Raw genomic sequence first — 18,224 nt, forward strand, 5'->3', positions numbered from 1 at the left:
GTTTGCCTGTCAAACATTACAACATCAGAAAGCGCGCTGGTAAGGCAGAATGCCCTGACGTAGCATTTGGTTGGTGCCCAGGCCGTAGTTCGGGCTCAGGCCACGCAACTCAATGTTGAATGAGATTTGGTTTTCATACTTACTGTCGTCGTTTTCCCAGCCGTTGATTTTGCGCTGGTAACCCACGCGGACGGCATAGCAGCAGGAACTATACTGCAAGCCCACCAGTTGCTCAGCTGCCTTTTTCTCCTTGGTATCATAGTAGTACGCGCCCACTACGGCCCATGAATCGGCAATTGGCCAACTGGCCGTCATCCCAACCTGCGAAATACCGTTTTCGTAAATCGGATTGTTGGTAATGTTGCGGTTCAGCGCGCTGGCCACATACTCCGGGCTGCTGTAACGGTAGTTCAGCTGCACCATGCGGTCAGCATCGCGACGGTATTCCACTACCGCGTTGCCCTGCGCAATATTGTCCAGACGCGTATCGTACTGAACGCCGCCACGAACGCCCCAACGGTCGCTAACGCGCCACCAGGTGTCACCGGCCCAGATCAGGCTGCCGGTATCATCTTCGTCGCTGGTAGAGTTCAGTCCGGTGCGCGACGGGGTAAACGAGTAGATTTGACCCACGGATAGGTTAAAACGTTCAACCAGATCGGTATCATAAATACGTGTGGTCAGGCCGCTGGCCACCTGGTTGGCTGACGCGATACGATCCAGGCCGCTGTAAGTGCGATCGCGGAATAGGCCGGTATAGTCGGTTTGCAGCAGCGTCGAGTCATACGCCTGGATGTGGCTCTGGTCGCGATAGGGAAGATAAAGATACTGCACCCGCGGTTCAAGCGTCTGGGTGTAGCCTTCCGCCCAGTTCATGTTGCGCTCGAACACCATGCGACCATCTACTTTAAACTGCGGCATGACGCGGTTAACATCTTCTTTTAACTGATTATTTCCATTCTGAGAATTATAATAATCGATATTGCTCTGCTGGTAGTGGGTCGCCAGCAGTTTCGCTTCGGTATTCAGGCTGCCCCAGTCGTTGGCCAGCGGCAGGTTGATGGTCGGCTCCAGATGCAGACGCACCGCATCCGGCAGATTATCGTTCACGTTGGTGAACTGCACCGCCTGCGCATAGAGATGGGTATCAAACGGCCCGATATCATTCTTGTAATAGTTAAAGTCAAACTGCGGCTGCGCGCGGTAGATGTTTCTTGATCGGTTAGTATCAAAAATCTGGAAGTCTTTACTGGAGAGCGTGGCGTCCCAGTTGGTATCCGCATAGCCGATGCTGAATTTCTGCGTGGCATAGCCATCGGTCGTGGAGTAATACTCTGAGTCGAGATCGTTGAAATAATAAGGATCGCTGACTTTGGTGTAGTTGGCGTTAAAGCGCCAGTGCTGCTGATAAACGCCGGAGTGGCGCCAGAAGAATAGCCAACGGTTAGAGTCGCCATCGTCGCTACCGCGCGCCGCTTCGTCACGTTTGTATTCGTCGTCGCTCGGCAGGTAGTCAAATTCAACCAGGCCGGCGCCGGCGGTGGTCAGATAGCGGAATTCGTTCTGCCACTGCAGGCCGCGCTTGCTCTGATAGTTTGGCGTAATGGTGGCATCCATCTGCGGCGCGATGTTCCAGTAATAGGGCAGGGCAAACTGGAAGCCATCATTATTGCTGTATTTAGCGTTCGGAATCAGGAAGCCGGAGCGGCGACGGTCGCCGATCGGCAGCTGCAGATAAGGGCTATAGAAAATCGGGACCGCGCCGAGTTTAAAGCGCGCGTTCCAGATTTCCGCCACTTGCTCTTCACGATCCTGAATGACCTCCGAGCCGACCACGCTCCAGCTATTGCTGCCCGGCAGGCACGAGGTAAAAGAGCCGTTTTCCAGGATGGTGTAACGGCTGTTGCCGCGCAGTTTCATCTGATCGGCGCTGCCGCGTCCCTGACGGCCGACCATCTGATAATCGCCGTTCCAGACGTTAGTATCTTTGGTGTTCAGGTTAGACCAGGCTTTCGGCCCTTTCAGGATAACCTGATTATCGTCATAGTGCACATTACCCAGCGCATCGACGGTGCGAAGCGGGGTAGTTTCGCCTGGCTTTTGGCGCTGATGCAGCTGAACTTCGTCGGACTGCAGACGGCTATTGCCCTGCTGAATATCCACTTTGCCGGTAAATACCGCATCGTCGGGATAGTTACCCTTCGCATTATCAGAATGTATCGTTACCGGCAGTTGGTTGGCGTCACCCTGAACCACGGGACGAGTATAGTTGGGTACGCCCAGCATACACTGCGACATTAAATCGTCGGCGAGGGCGTGCTGACTATAAAGCGCTGCGCCAATCATTGTGGCCAGCAGTGTGGGTATACGTTTTTTCATACGCGGTATCGATAATTCCGTAATTACTGGCATCATGCCGACAAAACGGTCAGAGACTAACGTACTGAACTGCGTTGCGCCAGTGTTAATCCTTGTCTGTCCGCGTTGCCGTTAGGCAGTGAGATAAATGACAGGTATGATAATGCAATTTTTAGCCTTCGGCATGGCGAATTGAGGAGTATATGCGCTATTGGGGAAAAGTAATTGGTCTGCTGCTGGGATTGTTATCCGGCGCGGGCTTTTATGGGTTGCTGATTGGTCTGGTGCTTGGCCACCTGGTGGATAAAATCCGTGCGACGCAGGGAAAAGCCTGGTTTTCCAACAATCAGACCCGGCAAACCATTTTTTTCCGCACGACGTTTCAGGTGATGGGGCATCTTACCAAGTCGAAGGGACGGGTAACCGAAGCGGATATTCAGATCGCCTCTCTGCAAATGGATCGCATGCAGTTGCACGGCGCGACGCGCACGCAGGCGCAGCAGGCGTTTCGTGAAGGCAAGCAGAGCAATTATCCCCTGCGCAGTAAGCTTCGAGAGCTGCGCAGCGCCTGTTTTGGACGCTTTGATCTGATCCGTATGTTCTTAGAGATTCAGATTCAGGCCGCTTTTGCGGATGGCTCACTGCATCCTAACGAGCGCCAGGTGCTGTATGTCATCGCGGAGGAGTTAGGCATTTCCCGCACGCAGTTCGATCAGTTTTTGCGCATGATGGAAGGCGGCCAGCAGTTTGGCGGCGGCTATCACTCCTGGAACGGAGCCGGGCAGGGTAGACAGGGTTACGGCGCGCAGCAGGGTCCCACGCTGGAGGCGGCCTGTAAGGTACTGGGCGTAAAACCCACCGATGATTATATGACGATTAAGCGCGCCTGGCGTAAGCAAATGGCGGAGCACCATCCCGATAAGCTGGTGGCGAAAGGTTTGCCGCCGGAGATGATGGAGATGGCGAAGCAGAAGGCGCAGGAGATTCAAGCCGCCTGGGATCTGATTCGCAAGGAAAGGAATTTCAAATAGCTTTACGGGAAGGTGGAGGCAGGTTGTAATCGGTTGGTGCTGGTCGCGGGAGGGCCGGCCCCATCGGCCGCCCGCCGCTAACCGTCCCGCCAAAAAACTCAGAAATCAGCGGGCTGGCGAAACGTCATCTTATTGCCAAACGCAGGGTGCGTAATGGTCAGCCACTCTGCGTGCAGCTGCAAACGCGGTGCCATCGTCAACGCCGCCTCGTGCGCATAAAAACGATCGCCTAAAATCGGGTGACCTAACGCCTGCATATGCACACGCAGCTGATGCGAACGTCCGGTAATCGGCTTCAGCTGAATGCGGGCGCTATTATCCGCCGCCCGCTCCAGCACCTGATACTCTGTTTGCGCCGATTTGCCGGTCTCAAAGCACACCTTCTGCATCGGACGATTAGGCCAGTCGCAAATCAGCGGCAAGTCCACCAGGCCTTCATCCTTCTGCGGATGTCCCCAGATACGGGCAACATAGCTTTTCTCCGGTTCGCGCTCGCGGAACTGACGTTTCAGCTCGCGCTCGGCGGCCTTGTTCAGCGCCACCACCAGCACGCCGCTGGTCGCCATATCCAGACGATGCACCGATTCAGCCAGCGGGAAATCGCGCTGAATGCGCGTCATCACGCTATCCTTATGCTCCTCAAGACGCCCAGGCACAGATAATAACCCGCTCGGCTTATTGACCACCATAATGTGATCGTCCTGATACAGGATATGCAGCCAGGGTTCCAGCGGCGGGTTATAGGGTTCCATAGCCTGAACGTTCTCCGGTTAGCTTATTGATGAGAAACCACAATCAGACGCAGCGCATCCAGACGCCAACCGGCATCATTCAGGCTGGCCAATACCTCGCTGCGATTGCTCTCCAGCGCGGCGATCTCATCCTCACGGATATTCGGGTTAACCGCTTTCAACGCCTGCAAACGCTCCAATTCCGCGCTCAGCTTCTCGTCGGCTTCCACGCGCGCCGCATCAATCAGCTTACGCGCCGCTTCCGCTGCCTGCGGCTCCGCCAGCTGAAGAATGGCATGCACATCCTGCTGCACCGCATTCACCAGCTTACTGCCATTATGACGATTCACCGCATTCAACTGTCGGTTAAAGCTCTCAAACTCTACCTTATCGGCCAGATTAGTGCCTTTACGATCCACCAGCAGACGCATCGGCGTTGGCGGCAGGAACCGTGTCAGCTGCAGATGCTTCGGCGCCTGCGCCTCCACCACGTAAATCAGCTCCATCAGCAGCGTACCGACCGGCAGCGCCTTATTCTTCAGCAGCGACAGGGCGCAGCTGCCGGTATCGCCCGACAGAATAAGATCCAGGCCGTTGCGAATAATCGGATGCTCCCAGGTCACATACTGCGCGTCTTCACGCGACAGCGCCTGCGCGCGATCGAAAGTAATGGTACAGCCTTCCTCCGGCAGCCCCGGAAAATCCGGCACCAGCATATGATCGGACGGCGTCAGCACAATCAGATTATCGCTGCGATCTTCCTGATTGATACCAACAATATCGAACAAATTAAGCGCAAAATTCACCAGTTCGATATGGTTATCCTGCAGGCGGATCTCATCGGCTAACGCCTCGGCCTTCGCGCCACCGTTGGAATTCAGCTCCAGCAAACGGTCGCGGCCCTGTTCCAATTGGGAACGCAGCGCATCGTGCTGCTTGCGGCTGGCCTGAATAAACTCATCCAGACCTTCGCTGTTCTCCGGCGCGGCCAGATAACCGATCAGCTGCTCATGCACGCTATCGTACAGGGTGCGGCCGGTCGGACAGGTCTGCTCAAAAGCGTTTAACCCTTCGTGATACCAGCGCACCAGCACCGACTGGGCGGTTTTCTCCAGATAGGGCACCATAATCTCAATATTGCGCGCCTGACCGATACGGTCGAGACGACCAATACGCTGCTCCAGCAAATCAGGGTTAAACGGCAAATCGAACATTACCAGACGATTAGCGAACTGGAAGTTACGGCCCTCTGAACCAATCTCAGAGCACAGCAGCACCTGCGCGCCATCCTCTTGCGAGGCGAACCAGGCCGCGGCGCGATCGCGATCGATCAGCGACAGCCCCTCATGGAACACCGCGGCGCGAATACCTTCACGTTCACGCAGTACCTGCTCCAGCTGCAGCGCGGTCGCCGCCTTGGCGCAGATCACCAGCACCTTCTCATCGCGGTTGCTGGTCAGATAGCCCATCAGCCATTCAACGCGCGGATCGAAATTCCACCAGGTGCCGCTGTCGCCTTCAAACTCCTGATAAATCTGCTCCGGATAAAGCATATCGTGCGCGCGCTCTTCGGCTGACTTGCGTGCCGCCATAATGCCGGAAACTTTAATGGCCGTCTGATACTGCGTCGGCAACGGCAGACGGATCTGATGCAGTACGCGCTGCGGGAAACCTTTTACCCCGTTACGGGTATTACGGAACAGCACGCGGCTGGTGCCGTGGCGATCCATCAGCATCCGGATCAGCTCTTCGCGCGCCGCCTGCTTGCCTTCGCCTTTACCGTTAGCGGTCTGTAATAAGGGCTCGATATCCTGCTCGCCGATAAGATCGCTCAGCGCGTTCATCTCATCGTTACCGATCGCCTTATCTTCCAGCAGCATCGCCACCGCATCGGCCACCGGGCGGTAATTTTGCTGCTCGGCGACAAACTGCTCAAAATCGTGGAAACGATCGGGATCCAGCAGACGCAGACGCGCGAAGTGGCTCTCCATGCCCAGCTGTTCAGGCGTGGCCGTCAACAGCAGCACGCCGGGGATCTGCTCCGCCAACTGCTCAATAACCTGATATTCACGGCTCGGCTCGCCTTCGCTCCAGGCCAAATGGTGTGCTTCATCCACTACCAGCAGATCCCACTCGGCATCAGCCAGCAGTTCCAGACGCTGCTTATTACGACGCACAAAATCAAGCGAACAGATCACCAGCTGCTCGGTATCGAACGGGTTATCGCTATCGTGTTGGGCTTCGGCATAGCGCGCATCGTCAAACAGCGAAAAACGCAGATTAAAGCGACGCAGCATCTCCACCAGCCACTGATGCTGCAGCGTTTCCGGCACCACAATCAGCACGCGATCGGCGCGGCCGGCCAGCAGCTGCTGATGAATAATCATCCCGGCTTCGATGGTTTTGCCCAGTCCAACCTCATCCGCCAGCAGTACGCGCGGCGCATGGCGACGGCCAACATCGTGGGCGATATGCAGCTGATGCGGGATCAGGTTAGTGCGCATGCCGCGCAGCCCGCTGATCGGCAAACGATACTGCTCGCTCTGATAGCGACGCGCGCGAAAACGCAGCGCAAAGCGATCCATACGGTCAAGCTGACCGGCGAACAGACGGTCCTGCGGCTTACTGAACACCAGCTTACTGTCGAGCAGCACTTCGCGCAGCTCTACGGGTTCCTGAGTATCCAGACGGGTACCGATATAGGTTACCAGGCCATTATCATTGCGCACTTCGGCCACTTCCAGCTGCCAGCCGTCATGGCTGGTCACGGTATCGCCGGGATTGAAGATCACACGGGTAATGGGAGAATCATTTCGGGCATAGAGTCGGTTTTCACCGGTAGCAGGGAAAAGCAGGGTAACCATACGGGTATCCAGTGCAACCACAGTTCCCAGTCCCAGTTCGCTTTCCGTGTCGCTGATCCAGCGTTGACCAAGTGTAAAAGGCATAGATATTTAGCTCGATTCTCGTAATAACAAATGTCATGCTCCCGCTCGGACAATAGCGTTGCGGCCAGGCAATAAGGTGTCTGGCTGGTGCTCAGGAGCGGTGAAGTTCAGGAAGGGCGCTATGGTACTGGAAGGTAATGGATTCGTCACCTGTCAAAAAAGCCCCAGCTGCCCGGTAATCAGTGTAGCAAAGTCATCCTGCACGAAGGGTAATATCCCGTCAGCCACCGGCTGTAGCTGCTTAAGCAGATAGTGATCGTAGTCCAGCGGCGAGGTGCGCGCCTCCAGCGGCTCCGGCCCGGAAGTCGCGATCACATAGCGGATAGAACCTCCTTTTTGATACTGCAACGGCCGGCCCAGCTTTTGATTATGCTCATCCGCCAGGCGGGCGGCGCGCACGTGCGGCGGCACGTTTCGTTCATATTCATACAGCGGCCGCCGCAGGCGCTTTTTGTACACCAGCTGCGCATCCAGCTCGCCGTCCAGCAGCTGCCGTACCGTAGTGCGAATATAGTCCTGCCAGGGCTGACCGCGAAAAATGCGGCCATACAGCTCCTGCTGAAACTGCTGCGCCAACGGCGTCCAGTCGGTGCGTACGGTTTCCAGCCCTTTAAATACCATCCGTTCCCGATCGCCTGCGCGAATCAGCCCCGCGTAGCGCTTTTTGCTGCCCTGTTCCGCGCCGCGAATGGTCGGCATCAGAAAGCGGACAAAATGCGTTTCATATTCCAGCTCCAACGCGCTTTCCAGCTGGTATTCCGCCTGTAAATGGCTGCGCCACCACTGATTGACGTGCTCCACCAACTGGCGGCCAATGGCGTCAGCGCTGGCGTTATCATGCGGGGACTTTAGCCAGACAAAGGTAGAATCGGTATCGCCATAAATCACCTCAAAGCCCTGCGCCTCTATAAGCTGACGCGTCTGCTGCATAATTTCATGCCCGCGCAGGGTAATCGACGAGGCCAGACGCGGATCGAAGAAGCGACAGGCGCTGGTGCCCAGCACGCCGTAAAAGGCGTTCATAATAATCTTCAGCGCCTGCGACAAGGGCTTATTGCCCTGGCGCTTCGCCTCTTCCCGTCCCTGCCATATCTGTTCCACCATCGCCGGCAAACAGTGATTGTGACGGGAAAAGCGCGCGTGACGGAAACCGGGCACCGAGGCGTCATCCTGCGGATGCGCCAGCCCTTCAATCAGCCCGACCGGGTCGATCAGGAAAGTACGAATAATAGAGGGATAGAGACTTTTATAATCCAGCACCAGCACCGAATCATACAGGCCGGGGCGTGAATCCATAACATAGCCGCCGGGGCTGGCTTCTGGCGCAATTTCGCCGAGATTCGGCGCGACAAACCCGGCGCGATGCATGCGCGGCAAATAGAGCTGGCTGAAGGCGGCTACCGAGCCGCCATGGCGATCTGCCGCCAGCCCGTTGACGCTGGCACGCTCCAGTAAAAAGGGCATCAGTTCGGTTTTCTGAAAGATACGTGTGACCAGCTCGCAGTCTTTCAGATTATAGCGCGCCAGCGCCGGCTTATCATTGGCGAAGCGCTGGTTGATCTCTTCCATTCGCTGCCAGGGATTATTGATCGCCTTGCCTTCGCCCAGTAGCTGTTGCGCCACCGATTCCAGGCTAAAGGAGTCAAAGTTCCAGAAGGCCGATTTCAGCGCCTCGATGCCGTCGATAATCAGACGGCCCGCCGCCTGTGCGAAATAAACGCCGGGTTTAAAGCCGTGTTCGCGCCACTCCAGCGGTTGCTGATTACGCCCCAGACGCAGCGGAATGCCGTAGCGGTCGGCATGTTTTTGCAGCACGCGCAGATCGAACTGCACCACATTCCAGCCAATCAGCACATCCGGATCCTGTTCGGCGAACCAGGCGTTCAGCTTTTCCAGCAGCTGCGGGCGGCTGGCGACATAGTGCAGCTCAAAATCAAGCTGGCTGGCATCGCCGTTTTCCGGTCCCAGCATCCAGACAATGCGCTGGCCGCAGCCTTCAATACCGATACAGTAAAGTTCGCCGTGCTGGGTGGTTTCAATATCAAGCGAGGCCCACTTCAGGGGCGGGCGATAGTCGGGATGCGGTTTAAGGCGGGCGTTAATTAGATCAACGCCTGCGGGTTCGCCGCTAAACAGGACCGGCGCTGTTATAAAGCGCTCCATCAGGAAACGATCCGGGGGACGCACATCTGCTTCATACAGCGGAATATTGCTTTCGCGCAGCCGCTTTTCCAGCCGTTGTAGCTGACGATACTGAGAACAGTAAAGGCCCATCACCGGACGCTGGCGAAAATCTTTCAGCGCGAGCGGCGCTAACCGCCAATGACGCTCATTGGCCAGCAGCCGTTGCGCCTGCTGCTGATATTCGGCGGGTAAAAAGGCGACGGACTCCTGCGGCGGCAGCACGACACGCTGCGGGCCGCGATCGGTGGCCAGCCATAACACGATTTCGGTGCCGTTGGACGTATCGCGCCAGTGGCGCGTTAGCAAAAAGCCTGTGCGGATGTTGCTCACCAGAAGCCCCCTTGGTTAAACGCAGGGCAGTATATCATGGTTATTTATCCAGTGCCTGAGGCGCGTTGAGTATGGGCAGGGAGCACGTAATTCGGGACAGGTCTTGCATCATATTTCTGTTTTCAGCGGTATCAGTGAGTCTTTAACGATACCGCACCAGATGCGGCTGTATAAAAGCAATATTGGCAGGGAGCTCGATAAATGACAGCTTTAGCCTTTCCATATACTGTTTTCTCCACTCAGCGAAAAATGAATGACAGGGCAGCTGCGGATATGCGATATGGTGACCTGACGGCTGACCAGATGCAAAAGCACTACCGTCTTACCGATGTATCAGAGAAAGTTAACCCTTACACCGGCGTACGGCTTACGCCGTTCAATTTTCTGTGACAGGGCAGAGCGCTACACCTCGTTGACAGCGGTAAAGTCGTTGTCAATTCATGTCAATATCCCCATACAAATCATTGCTTGACGCTTTCTCATCCGCTCAGGACAATCCAGCCGAATATTATTCTGAGGATGCTTATGGAAGCCTGGCTGGAACAACTGATTACCCAATCGCTTGAGTGGGCGCTATTTGCCGTAGCGCTGGTGACCTTTCTGGAGTCGCTGGCGCTGGTTGGGCTGCTGCTGCCCGGCACGGTAATGATGGCCAGCCTGGGCGCGCTGGTCGGCGGCGGTCAGCTAGGGCTCTATCCCGCCTGGGCGGCAGGGTTGGTCGGCTGTCTGCTGGGCGACTGGATCTCCTATGGCATCGGCTGGAAGTTTCAGGGGCCGCTGCATCGTTGGCACTATCTGAAAAAACATCAAAAAATGCTGGATAAAACCGAGCATGCGCTACATCAGCACAGTATGTTCACCATTTTGGTCGGGCGTTTTGTCGGGCCGACGCGCCCGCTTATTCCGATGGCGGCCGGTATGCTGGAACTGCCGGTGCGTAAGTTTCTGCCGCCGAGCGTGATTGGCTGTATCTTCTGGCCGCCGCTCTATCTGTTGCCAGGCATTCTGGCTGGGGTAGCGATTGACGTGCCGAAGGATGCGCAGAGCGGCGGCTTTACCTGGCTGTTGCTGGCGGTAGCGCTATTGGTGTGGCTGGGCGCATGGCTATGCTGGCGCTGGTGGCGTGCCGACAAGCAGCGTGACTGGGCGACACGCTGGCTGCCGCTACAGCGGCTGCGCTGGCTGGCACCGCTTGGCTTTATTCTTGGCGCAGGTAGCCTGACGGCAATCCAGTTTCATCCGATGATGCCGGTTTTCCGTCAGCTGTTATGGCAGGTTTTTGTCGGTTAGCACGGTTAGCTAAAGCGCGCTTGCTGCGTCGGCGCTAACGGTTTCGCCGAGCGGCATCAGGGTGCTAACGCGATTTACTCCTTACGCTGGTGGCGGATACCCAGCACTTCCGCCGCCTCGGTTTCCCCGCGTAATAATGTATCGGTTGCGCCGTCCCAGTAAACCCTTCCGTCCACCACCAGCACGCTGCGGGCGGCAATCCGCGCGGCATCTTCCAGACTGTGCGAGACCATCAGTAAGGTGAGATTGCGCTCGCGACAAACTTCATCCACCAGCGCCAGCATCTCTTTACGCAGTGCCGGATCGAGCGCGGAAAAGGGTTCATCCAGCAGTAAAATCGGTTTTTCACGCACCAGACAGCGCGCCAGCGCGGCCCGCTGGCGCTGTCCGCCGGAGAGCGCGCCCGGTAAACGATCGAGACAGGCCTCCAGGCCTACCCGTCGGGCAATCTGCTCAACCTGTTGACGCTGCGCTGCCGTCAGCTTTAATCCCGGATGCAGCCCTAACCCGATATTTTGCGCCACGGTCAGATGAGCAAAGAGGTTGTTATCCTGAAACAGCATCGATATGGGGCGCTGCGCCGGGGCGCTGTGGCTATGATCTGCGCCGTTTAGCCGGATGCTGCCGCTGTGCGGCGTCAGAAAACCGGCCACCAGACTGAGCAGGGTGCTTTTACCGGCGCCGCTGGGCCCCAGCACCGCCACGCGCTCGCCTGGCTGCAGCGACAGGGTGAAACGCATCGGCAAATGTTGATAGATCCAGGTGAGATTATTCAGCGTTAGCATGGCGTCCCGGTAGCTTTTCAATAAGGGTGAACAGAACAAAGCACAGCAGCAGCAGCAGCAGCGCCGTTACCGCGCCGTCAGCGCTGCGATAGGCGCCAATCTGCTGATAAAGGTAGAAGGGCAACGTGCGGAAATCGGCGCTACCGAACAGCGCGACGACGCCGAAATCGCCGATAGAAAGTACACAGGCAAAGGCCAGCGCCTGAGCTAGCGGCCGCTTCAGCGCCTTCAGCTCAATCATCTGCACCCGTCGCCAGCCGTGAATGTCCAGCGATAAACAGAGGCGATGATAACGTTCGGCAAGGTCATACATCGGGTTTTCCAGCACTTTCATCGCATACGGGATCGCCATCAGCGCGTTGGTAAAAACAACGATGCCGTCAGCCTGCTGCGGCAGTCCGACAGTACTGTTAAGCAGTAAAAAGAAGCCGGTCGCCAGCACGATGCCCGGCATGGCGAGGATCAGCATTCCGCTCATCTCTAACGCCTGTCCGGCCAGCAGGCGATGACGTTGACGCAGCTCACGGCTGCTCCACAGCAGCAGCATTGTCAACAGTACTGCCAGCAGGCCGGCGGCCAGCGCGATGCGCAACGAGGTCCAGGTCGCCTGCCAGAGCGCAGGCTGATGTAGCAGGCCGCTAAAGCCCTGACGTGCGCCGTCCACCATTACCGCCAGCAGCGGCGGCAGCAGTATCAGCAACGCCAGCATAATCAATAGCGCATCCCGCAGTCGGGAGCCTAAACTGGGGCTGGCGGCGCGCCAGCCGTTCAGGGAGATGTTGCCGGTTGGCAGCGCTTTACTCAAACGCTGGCTTAGCATCACCAACCCAAGGCAACAGATCATTTGCAACAGAGAGAGCAGGGCGGCGCGCGCGGGATCGTAGTCGTAGCTGAGCGCCTGGAAAATGGCCAGTTCAATGGTGGTCGCCTGCGGTCCGCCGCCCAGCGACAGCACGGTGGCGAAGCTGGCGAAGCAGAGCATAAAAATCAGCGCCGCCGCCGGTAAAATCTGGCGGCGCAGCCAGGGCCACTCCACCAGACGGAAAAAGTTGAAGCCTTCGATACCCAGCTGGGCCGCCAGCTGACGCTGCTCGCCGGGGATATTTTCCAGTGCCTGAATCAGCAGACGCGTCGCCAGCGGCAGGTTAAAGAACACATGCGCCAGTAAAATACCCTGCAACCCATACGGGGAAAAATCATACTGGATGCCGAACAGCGCGCAGATCTGCGCCAGCCAGCCTTCGCGACCGTAGACGCTCAGCAGGCCGAACACCGCTACCAGCACCGGCAGCACCAGCGTCATCGCACACAGCCGCAACAGCAGTTGGCGTCCGGGAAAGCGCCGACGCCAGAGCGCGCGCGCCAGCGGAACAGCCGGCGCAACCGACAACAGCGCGGAAAGCATCGCCTGCCAGAATGAGAAAGCCATGACATGGCGCAGATAGCTATCCTGCATCAGGCTGCGCCAGTCGTTTTCCGGCGCGTTAAACCACAGCGCGCCAAAAGCCAGCAGCGCCACGCCAACCAGCAGCGCGGCGGTCAGCAGGCCCGGCCATAGCCAGCCGGGGATTAGCGGCTGACGGCGCGTTGCCATGTATTAATCCATTCAGCGCGCTGCTGCGCAACCTGTTGCGGGGTGAATTCCAGCGCGGTTTTCGGCACCGGCAGAGCGTTAAAACCTTCAGGCAGAGCGGTTTTCGTCACCGGATACATCCAGTTGCCGGTGGGGATCGCCTGCTGGAACGGTTCACTGAGCATAAACTGTATAAACTGCTGCGCCAGCTGCGGCTGGCTGCTGTTTTTCAGCTGCGCCGCCACTTCAACCTGCAGATAATGTCCTTCAGCGAAGTTTGCCGCGGCATAATGATCTTTCTTCTCAGCAATCAGATGATAAGCCGGAGAGGTGGTATAACTCAGCACCAGATCGCCTTCGCCTTTCAGGAACAGGCCGTAGGCTTCGCTCCATCCTTTGGTGACGGTAACGGTTTTTTGCGCCAGCTTCTGCCACGCCTGCGGCGCGGCGTCGCCATACACCTTTTGCATCCACAGCAGCAGACCGAGCCCCGGCGTGCTGGTACGCGGATCTTCATAAATCACGCGCCACTTGCGCTCGCTTTCAACCAGTTCCTTCAGGCTTTGCGGCGGATTTTTCAGCTTGTTTTTATCGTAGACGAAAGCAAAGTAGCCATAGTCATAGGGAATAAATGTCCTGTTATGCCAGCCGTCCGGCAGCGTCAGGCTGGCGGTATCGACCTGGCTTGGCGCGAACAGACCGGTCTGTTCCGCCGCCTGCAACAGATTGTTATCCAGCCCCAGCACCACATCGGCCTTGCTATTTTTACCTTCCATCCGCAGACGATTCAGCAGCGACACGCCATCTTCCAGCGCCACAAACTTCAGTTCGCAGCCGCATTGCGCTTCAAACGCTTTCTTTACCGCCGGGCCGGGGCCCCATTCCGCAGCGAAAGAGTCATAGGTATAAACGGTTAAGGCAGGCCTGGCGGCAAAAACCGGGGCAGACAGCAACAGCAGAACGGGCAAAACTTTTTTCAACACGTTGCGCTCCTTAAGGAGAAAAAATAACAGGGCGCATGATCTGAGGGGATACCGCATCTCAAATCCCTACGCCGGTATCAACCGGATCAGGTTCGACGGGTTTCTCTCAGTGGAAAACAGCCACGTTTTCCACACCCCGTTGAGAACGGCTGTTAGTGTAGTGTTTTCGCTGGGTTAACGAAAGCGTCAGCTTTCCGGCGGCGCAAACCACGCTGATTTAAAATCAAACCAGCCGAGCGTATTCATCCGCACGCCGCGCATGCTGCGCTGCCCCTCCAGCAACAGCCAGTGATGAAACAGCGGATGTAGGGAATGGCTATCCATCAACTTTTTACACCACTCCGCCAGTGACAGATCCTGTTGACGCCAGCGCGCGGCATCGGCCTCCCAGTCAATGTCGATGCAGTGATGCAACAGCGGCAGCTCATGCAGCAGGGCAAAAACGGAAAATTTCAGCGGCAGGGTAAAGTTAACGCTACCCAGCCAGAAATCGCTTTGCGCCGTGCCGTGATACCAGCAGGCATAATCGACCTCCTGAGTAATCAGCCGCACGCCCTGCGCCGCCAGTAGCGGCTTCAGCAGCCTGGCGATGCCCTGATGTTCAATATGATCGCTGTACCAGGTTAGCGTTAGCTCAGTCAGCCCCGCCGGTTTGGTGAGCGTCTGCTGTTGCGGGCGGTGATGCCAGCGCGGCAACAATCCCCAGGCGGGGAACCAATAGCGCTGATAGCCGGCGCTGGCGTTATTCAACAGCGTGATCGGATTAAGCAAGGTGCTGACCCAGCGGCGTATCTGCCGATCGCGTCCTTTTTCTGAACGCTGATCGAACAGTAAAAAGTAACAGCCTTCTTCCAGCCGACTCTCTTCCGATTTTTCATCTTCGCTGCCGCCCTGCAGCTTCACGCCGGAATAGACCAGCTCTTCGCTGATTTCAGGCAGCACCCAGATATTGACTTCATCAATCAAGGCGCGATAGCCGAAGTAGTCATCAAAGGCCTGAATCGTCAGCTGCGACTGCTGGTTCTGGATAACCGAATAGGGACCGGTGCCGATCGGCTGGCGGCTATAGTCTGGCAGGGTTGGCCACTCCCGCGGCAGGATCACCGCGCTGGCGCTGCCCAGCAGCCACGGCAGCCAGCGATCGGGTTGGCTGAGGTGAATATCCAGCGTCCAGGCGGTGGGCGACTCAATAGCGGCGAGGTGTGAAAAAAGCGGCTGCGACGTCAGACGCTGCAGGCTCTGAATCACATCCGCCATATCCAGTTCGCGACCATGGTGAAACTGAATGGCCGGACGCAGGAAAAAGCGCCAGTGTTGGGGGGAAAGACACTGCCAGTGATGAGCGATATCCGGCTCCAGTTCCCCGTTTTCCTCATTTATCCGCACCAGGCTGCTAAAAATCTGCCGCGCCAGATGGGTTTCTGAACGGCGCAACGGCGAGCCGGGCAGCAGGTTAAGCAGCGGACGATAATAGAGGATACGCAGGATATGTTTGCCCTGGCGGAAGCTGCGCCCCAGCCGCGAGGTAATCATTTGCCGCGCCTGATTTTTATCGCCGACCAGCTGCACCAGCTGCTCAATGCGATCCTGTTCCAGCAGCTCTTCGGCCCGCTGCTGCTGCAGCGCCAGACCGGTGGCATAGAACTGCAGCCGCGAGCGTTTACCACGTCCCGCTTCCGCCTGCCAGCATAGCCAGCTCTGTTCCTGCATTGCATTCAACAGGTTACGCATATGACGACGCGAGCAGTGCATCTGCTGCGCCAGCTGCTGCAGCGTGGTTTCCTGCGACTGGCCGTTACAGCTTTGCCACAGGCGAATAAAGTGATGTTGCAGGCGCGATGAGGGCATAAAAGAGGAACTCTGTTAAAAGATTGGGTAGTTTTTCTGTTCCCTTATTATGGCGATAATACTGACAGATAAAAGTGCGGGAGGCAGCCTTTCCGGTTGGCGCATTTTTATCCTGGCGGGGCGCGTTAGATCGTGTGGAACCCTGTCCCCGCTATTTCATCTGAGTAGAGTGCAATTACACCGCCAGCAGGCCTTTACGCTGCTGGCTTTTTTCGTTTTCCTGTGCTTTCTTCTACAACTAATCGCAATCATGCATCTCTTATACGTCTGCCTGCGGCGTCTCTTTTGCGGGTACTTACCGTTCTCTTTTTCCAGGTACAGGAAACGTTATGAAATTTCTGCTGACGCGCCGCCGCCGTCTCAATCCGGTTTATCTCGCTTTTATGGCGGTCTCTTTTATGGTGGGCATCGCCGGGGCGCTGCAGGCGCCGACGCTGAGCTTGTTTCTGTCGCATGAGGTGGGCGTACGGCCTTTTTGGGTCGGTCTGTTTTATACTGTGAACGCCGTAGCGGGGATTGTGGTCAGCCTGCTGCTGGCAAAACGCTCGGATAACCAGGGCGACCGCCGTAAGCTGATCCTGTTTTGCTGTTCAATGGCCTTAGCCAATGCGCTGCTGTTCGCCTTTAACCGCCATTACCTGACGCTGATTACTCTTGGCGTGCTGCTCTCTTCGCTGGCCAGCGTCTCCATGCCGCAAATTTTTGCCCTGGCGCGTGAATATGCCGATCGTTCGGCGCGTGAAGTGGTGATGTTCAGTTCGGTTATGCGTGCCCAGCTGTCGCTGGCGTGGGTGATTGGGCCGCCGCTCTCTTTCGCGCTGGCGCTGAATTATGGCTTCACCACCATGTTTGTGGTAGCGGCGATCCTGTTTCTGATCTGTCTGGCGCTGGTGGGGTTTGCGCTGCCTTCGGTGCCGCGCGTGGAGCAGTCACCGGAAGTGCTGCTGACGCAGATTAGCGCCTGGCGTAACAAAGATGTGCGTCTGCTGTTTGTGGCATCCATGATGATGTGGACCTGCAACACCATGTATATCATCGATATGCCGCTTTATATCAGCACGGTGCTGGGGCTGCCCGAGCGGCTGGCGGGACTGCTGATGGGCACCGCCGCCGGGCTGGAGATCCCGATTATGCTGCTGGCCGGGCATTTCGTAAAACGCACCGGCAAGCGGCGCATTATGCTGATCGCCGTCGCGTCCGGCGTGCTGTTTTATCTGGGGCTGGTGCTATTTCAGTCGCGTACCGCGCTGATGGCGCTGCAAATTTTTAACGCGCTGTTTATCGGCATTATCGCCGGGATTGGCATGCTCTGGTTTCAGGATTTAATGCCGGGACGGCCAGGCGCGGCAACCACGTTGTTTACTAACAGTATTTCAACCGGCACCATTCTGGCCGGGCTGTTGCAGGGCACGCTGGCGGAGTCATTTGGGCACTATACGGTTTACTGGCTGGCGTTGGGGCTGGTGACGTTGTCGTTTGCGCTGGCGATGCGGGTGCGCGACGTATAGCAGCAGCCTCCCGGCGAGTAACGCCGGAAGGCGTGTGATGGTTATTGCAGGAAAGCGGGCTGTTTCTGCTCGTAATCGGCGATAGCCGCATTGTGCTGCAGCGTCAGGCCGATACTGTCAAGGCCGTTAATCATGCAGTGGCGACGGAAACTGTCGATTTCAAACGCCCAGGTTTTATCGCCAGCGATAACGGTCTGGCTGGTCAAATCAACCGTAAACTGAATGCCCGGCTGGGCCGCCACCAGGCGGAACAGCTCATCCACTTCCTCTTCGCTTAAGCGTACCGGCAGCAGCTGGTTATTAAAGCTGTTGCCATAAAAAATATCGGCAAAGCTGGGGGCGATCACTACCTGAAAACCAAAATCGGTTAAGGCCCAGGGCGCATGCTCACGCGACGAGCCGCAGCCGAAGTTTTCCCGCGCCAGTAAAATGCTTGCGCCGTGGAACTGCGGTTTATTCAGCACAAAATTGGGGTTCGGCTGCGTGCCGGCGTCATCTTCAAAGCGCCAGTCATGAAACAGGTGCTGACCAAAGCCGGTACGCGTCACCTTTTGCAGAAACTGCTTGGGGATAATCGCATCGGTATCAACGTTAGCCGCGTCCAGCGGGGCGACAATGCCGGTATGTTGGGTAAATTTTTTCGCCACGATCGATT

13 protein-coding genes and 1 riboswitch are annotated in these 18,224 nt (G+C 57.0%); of the genes, 4 read left to right on the forward strand and 9 right to left on the reverse strand.

The window, feature by feature from the left end; genetic code table 11:
- Positions 1-24 precede the first annotated feature (24 nt).
- A complete protein-coding gene (gene lptD / locus K6958_RS03810) occupies positions 25-2,379 on the reverse strand; it encodes an LPS assembly protein LptD (RefSeq protein ID WP_249893420.1) in 2,355 nt (784 codons plus the stop codon).
- A 182-nt stretch (positions 2,380-2,561) separates the two neighbouring features.
- Between lptD and djlA the strand changes: the two genes are divergently transcribed.
- A complete protein-coding gene (djlA, locus tag K6958_RS03815; protein WP_249893421.1) occupies positions 2,562-3,389 on the forward strand; it encodes a co-chaperone DjlA in 828 nt (275 codons plus the stop codon).
- A gap of 98 nt (positions 3,390-3,487) precedes the next feature.
- On the opposite strand, the gene rluA is transcribed toward djlA, so the two are convergent.
- From rluA to polB, 3 genes are all read right to left on the reverse strand, one after another.
- Positions 3,488-4,141, reverse strand: a complete 654-nt coding sequence (gene rluA, locus K6958_RS03820) for a bifunctional tRNA pseudouridine(32) synthase/23S rRNA pseudouridine(746) synthase RluA (RefSeq protein ID WP_249893422.1) — start codon at positions 4,139-4,141, stop codon at positions 3,488-3,490.
- Positions 4,142-4,164: 23 nt separating this feature from the next.
- Positions 4,165-7,068, reverse strand: coding sequence for an RNA polymerase-associated protein RapA (gene rapA / locus K6958_RS03825; RefSeq protein WP_249893423.1), 2,904 nt, complete (start codon positions 7,066-7,068; stop codon positions 4,165-4,167).
- Between the two features lie 153 nt (positions 7,069-7,221).
- Positions 7,222-9,582, reverse strand: coding sequence for a DNA polymerase II (polB, locus tag K6958_RS03830; RefSeq protein WP_249893424.1), 2,361 nt, complete (start codon positions 9,580-9,582; stop codon positions 7,222-7,224).
- A 201-nt stretch (positions 9,583-9,783) separates the two neighbouring features.
- Here polB and K6958_RS03835 point away from each other — a divergent pair, with 201 nt between their 5' ends.
- The gene (locus K6958_RS03835) at positions 9,784-9,972 is read left to right on the forward strand and encodes a DUF3289 family protein (protein WP_249893425.1); all 189 of its coding nucleotides are present in this window, start codon (positions 9,784-9,786) and stop codon (positions 9,970-9,972) included.
- Between the two features lie 135 nt (positions 9,973-10,107).
- Positions 10,108-10,872 (forward strand): DedA family protein, encoded by a 765-nt coding sequence (locus K6958_RS03840; RefSeq protein WP_249893426.1) that lies wholly within the window; start codon positions 10,108-10,110, stop codon positions 10,870-10,872.
- 74 nt (positions 10,873-10,946) lie between these two features.
- Here K6958_RS03840 and thiQ read toward each other — a convergent pair whose 3' ends face one another.
- The 4 genes from thiQ to sgrR form a co-directional block, all read right to left on the reverse strand.
- Positions 10,947-11,657: a thiamine ABC transporter ATP-binding protein ThiQ gene (thiQ, locus tag K6958_RS03845; protein WP_249893427.1), complete on the reverse strand. Its 711-nt coding sequence runs from the start codon at positions 11,655-11,657 to the stop codon at positions 10,947-10,949.
- The gene (gene thiP, locus K6958_RS03850) at positions 11,641-13,251 is read right to left on the reverse strand and encodes a thiamine/thiamine pyrophosphate ABC transporter permease ThiP (protein WP_249893428.1); all 1,611 of its coding nucleotides are present in this window, start codon (positions 13,249-13,251) and stop codon (positions 11,641-11,643) included. The genes thiQ and thiP overlap by 17 nt, the downstream gene beginning before the upstream one ends.
- A complete protein-coding gene (thiB, locus tag K6958_RS03855; RefSeq protein WP_249893429.1) occupies positions 13,227-14,213 on the reverse strand; it encodes a thiamine ABC transporter substrate binding subunit in 987 nt (328 codons plus the stop codon). Before thiB ends, thiP begins: the two co-directional genes overlap by 25 nt.
- Positions 14,214-14,258: 45 nt before the next feature.
- Positions 14,259-14,362: riboswitch (TPP riboswitch) on the reverse strand.
- Positions 14,363-14,399: 37 nt separating this feature from the next.
- The gene (gene sgrR / locus K6958_RS03860) at positions 14,400-16,061 is read right to left on the reverse strand and encodes an HTH-type transcriptional regulator SgrR (protein WP_249893430.1); all 1,662 of its coding nucleotides are present in this window, start codon (positions 16,059-16,061) and stop codon (positions 14,400-14,402) included.
- 329 nt (positions 16,062-16,390) lie between these two features.
- Here sgrR and K6958_RS03865 point away from each other — a divergent pair, with 329 nt between their 5' ends.
- Positions 16,391-17,569, forward strand: coding sequence for an MFS transporter (locus tag K6958_RS03865; protein WP_249893431.1), 1,179 nt, complete (start codon positions 16,391-16,393; stop codon positions 17,567-17,569).
- 41 nt (positions 17,570-17,610) lie between these two features.
- On the opposite strand, the gene leuD is transcribed toward K6958_RS03865, so the two are convergent.
- Complete coding sequence (gene leuD, locus K6958_RS03870; RefSeq protein ID WP_249893432.1) at positions 17,611-18,216, reverse strand: 3-isopropylmalate dehydratase small subunit; 606 nt, start codon at positions 18,214-18,216, stop codon at positions 17,611-17,613.
- Positions 18,217-18,224: the final 8 nt, after the last annotated feature.

This window comes from Mixta hanseatica, assembly GCF_023517775.1.
Taxonomy (GTDB): Bacteria; Pseudomonadota; Gammaproteobacteria; order Enterobacterales; family Enterobacteriaceae; genus Mixta; species Mixta hanseatica.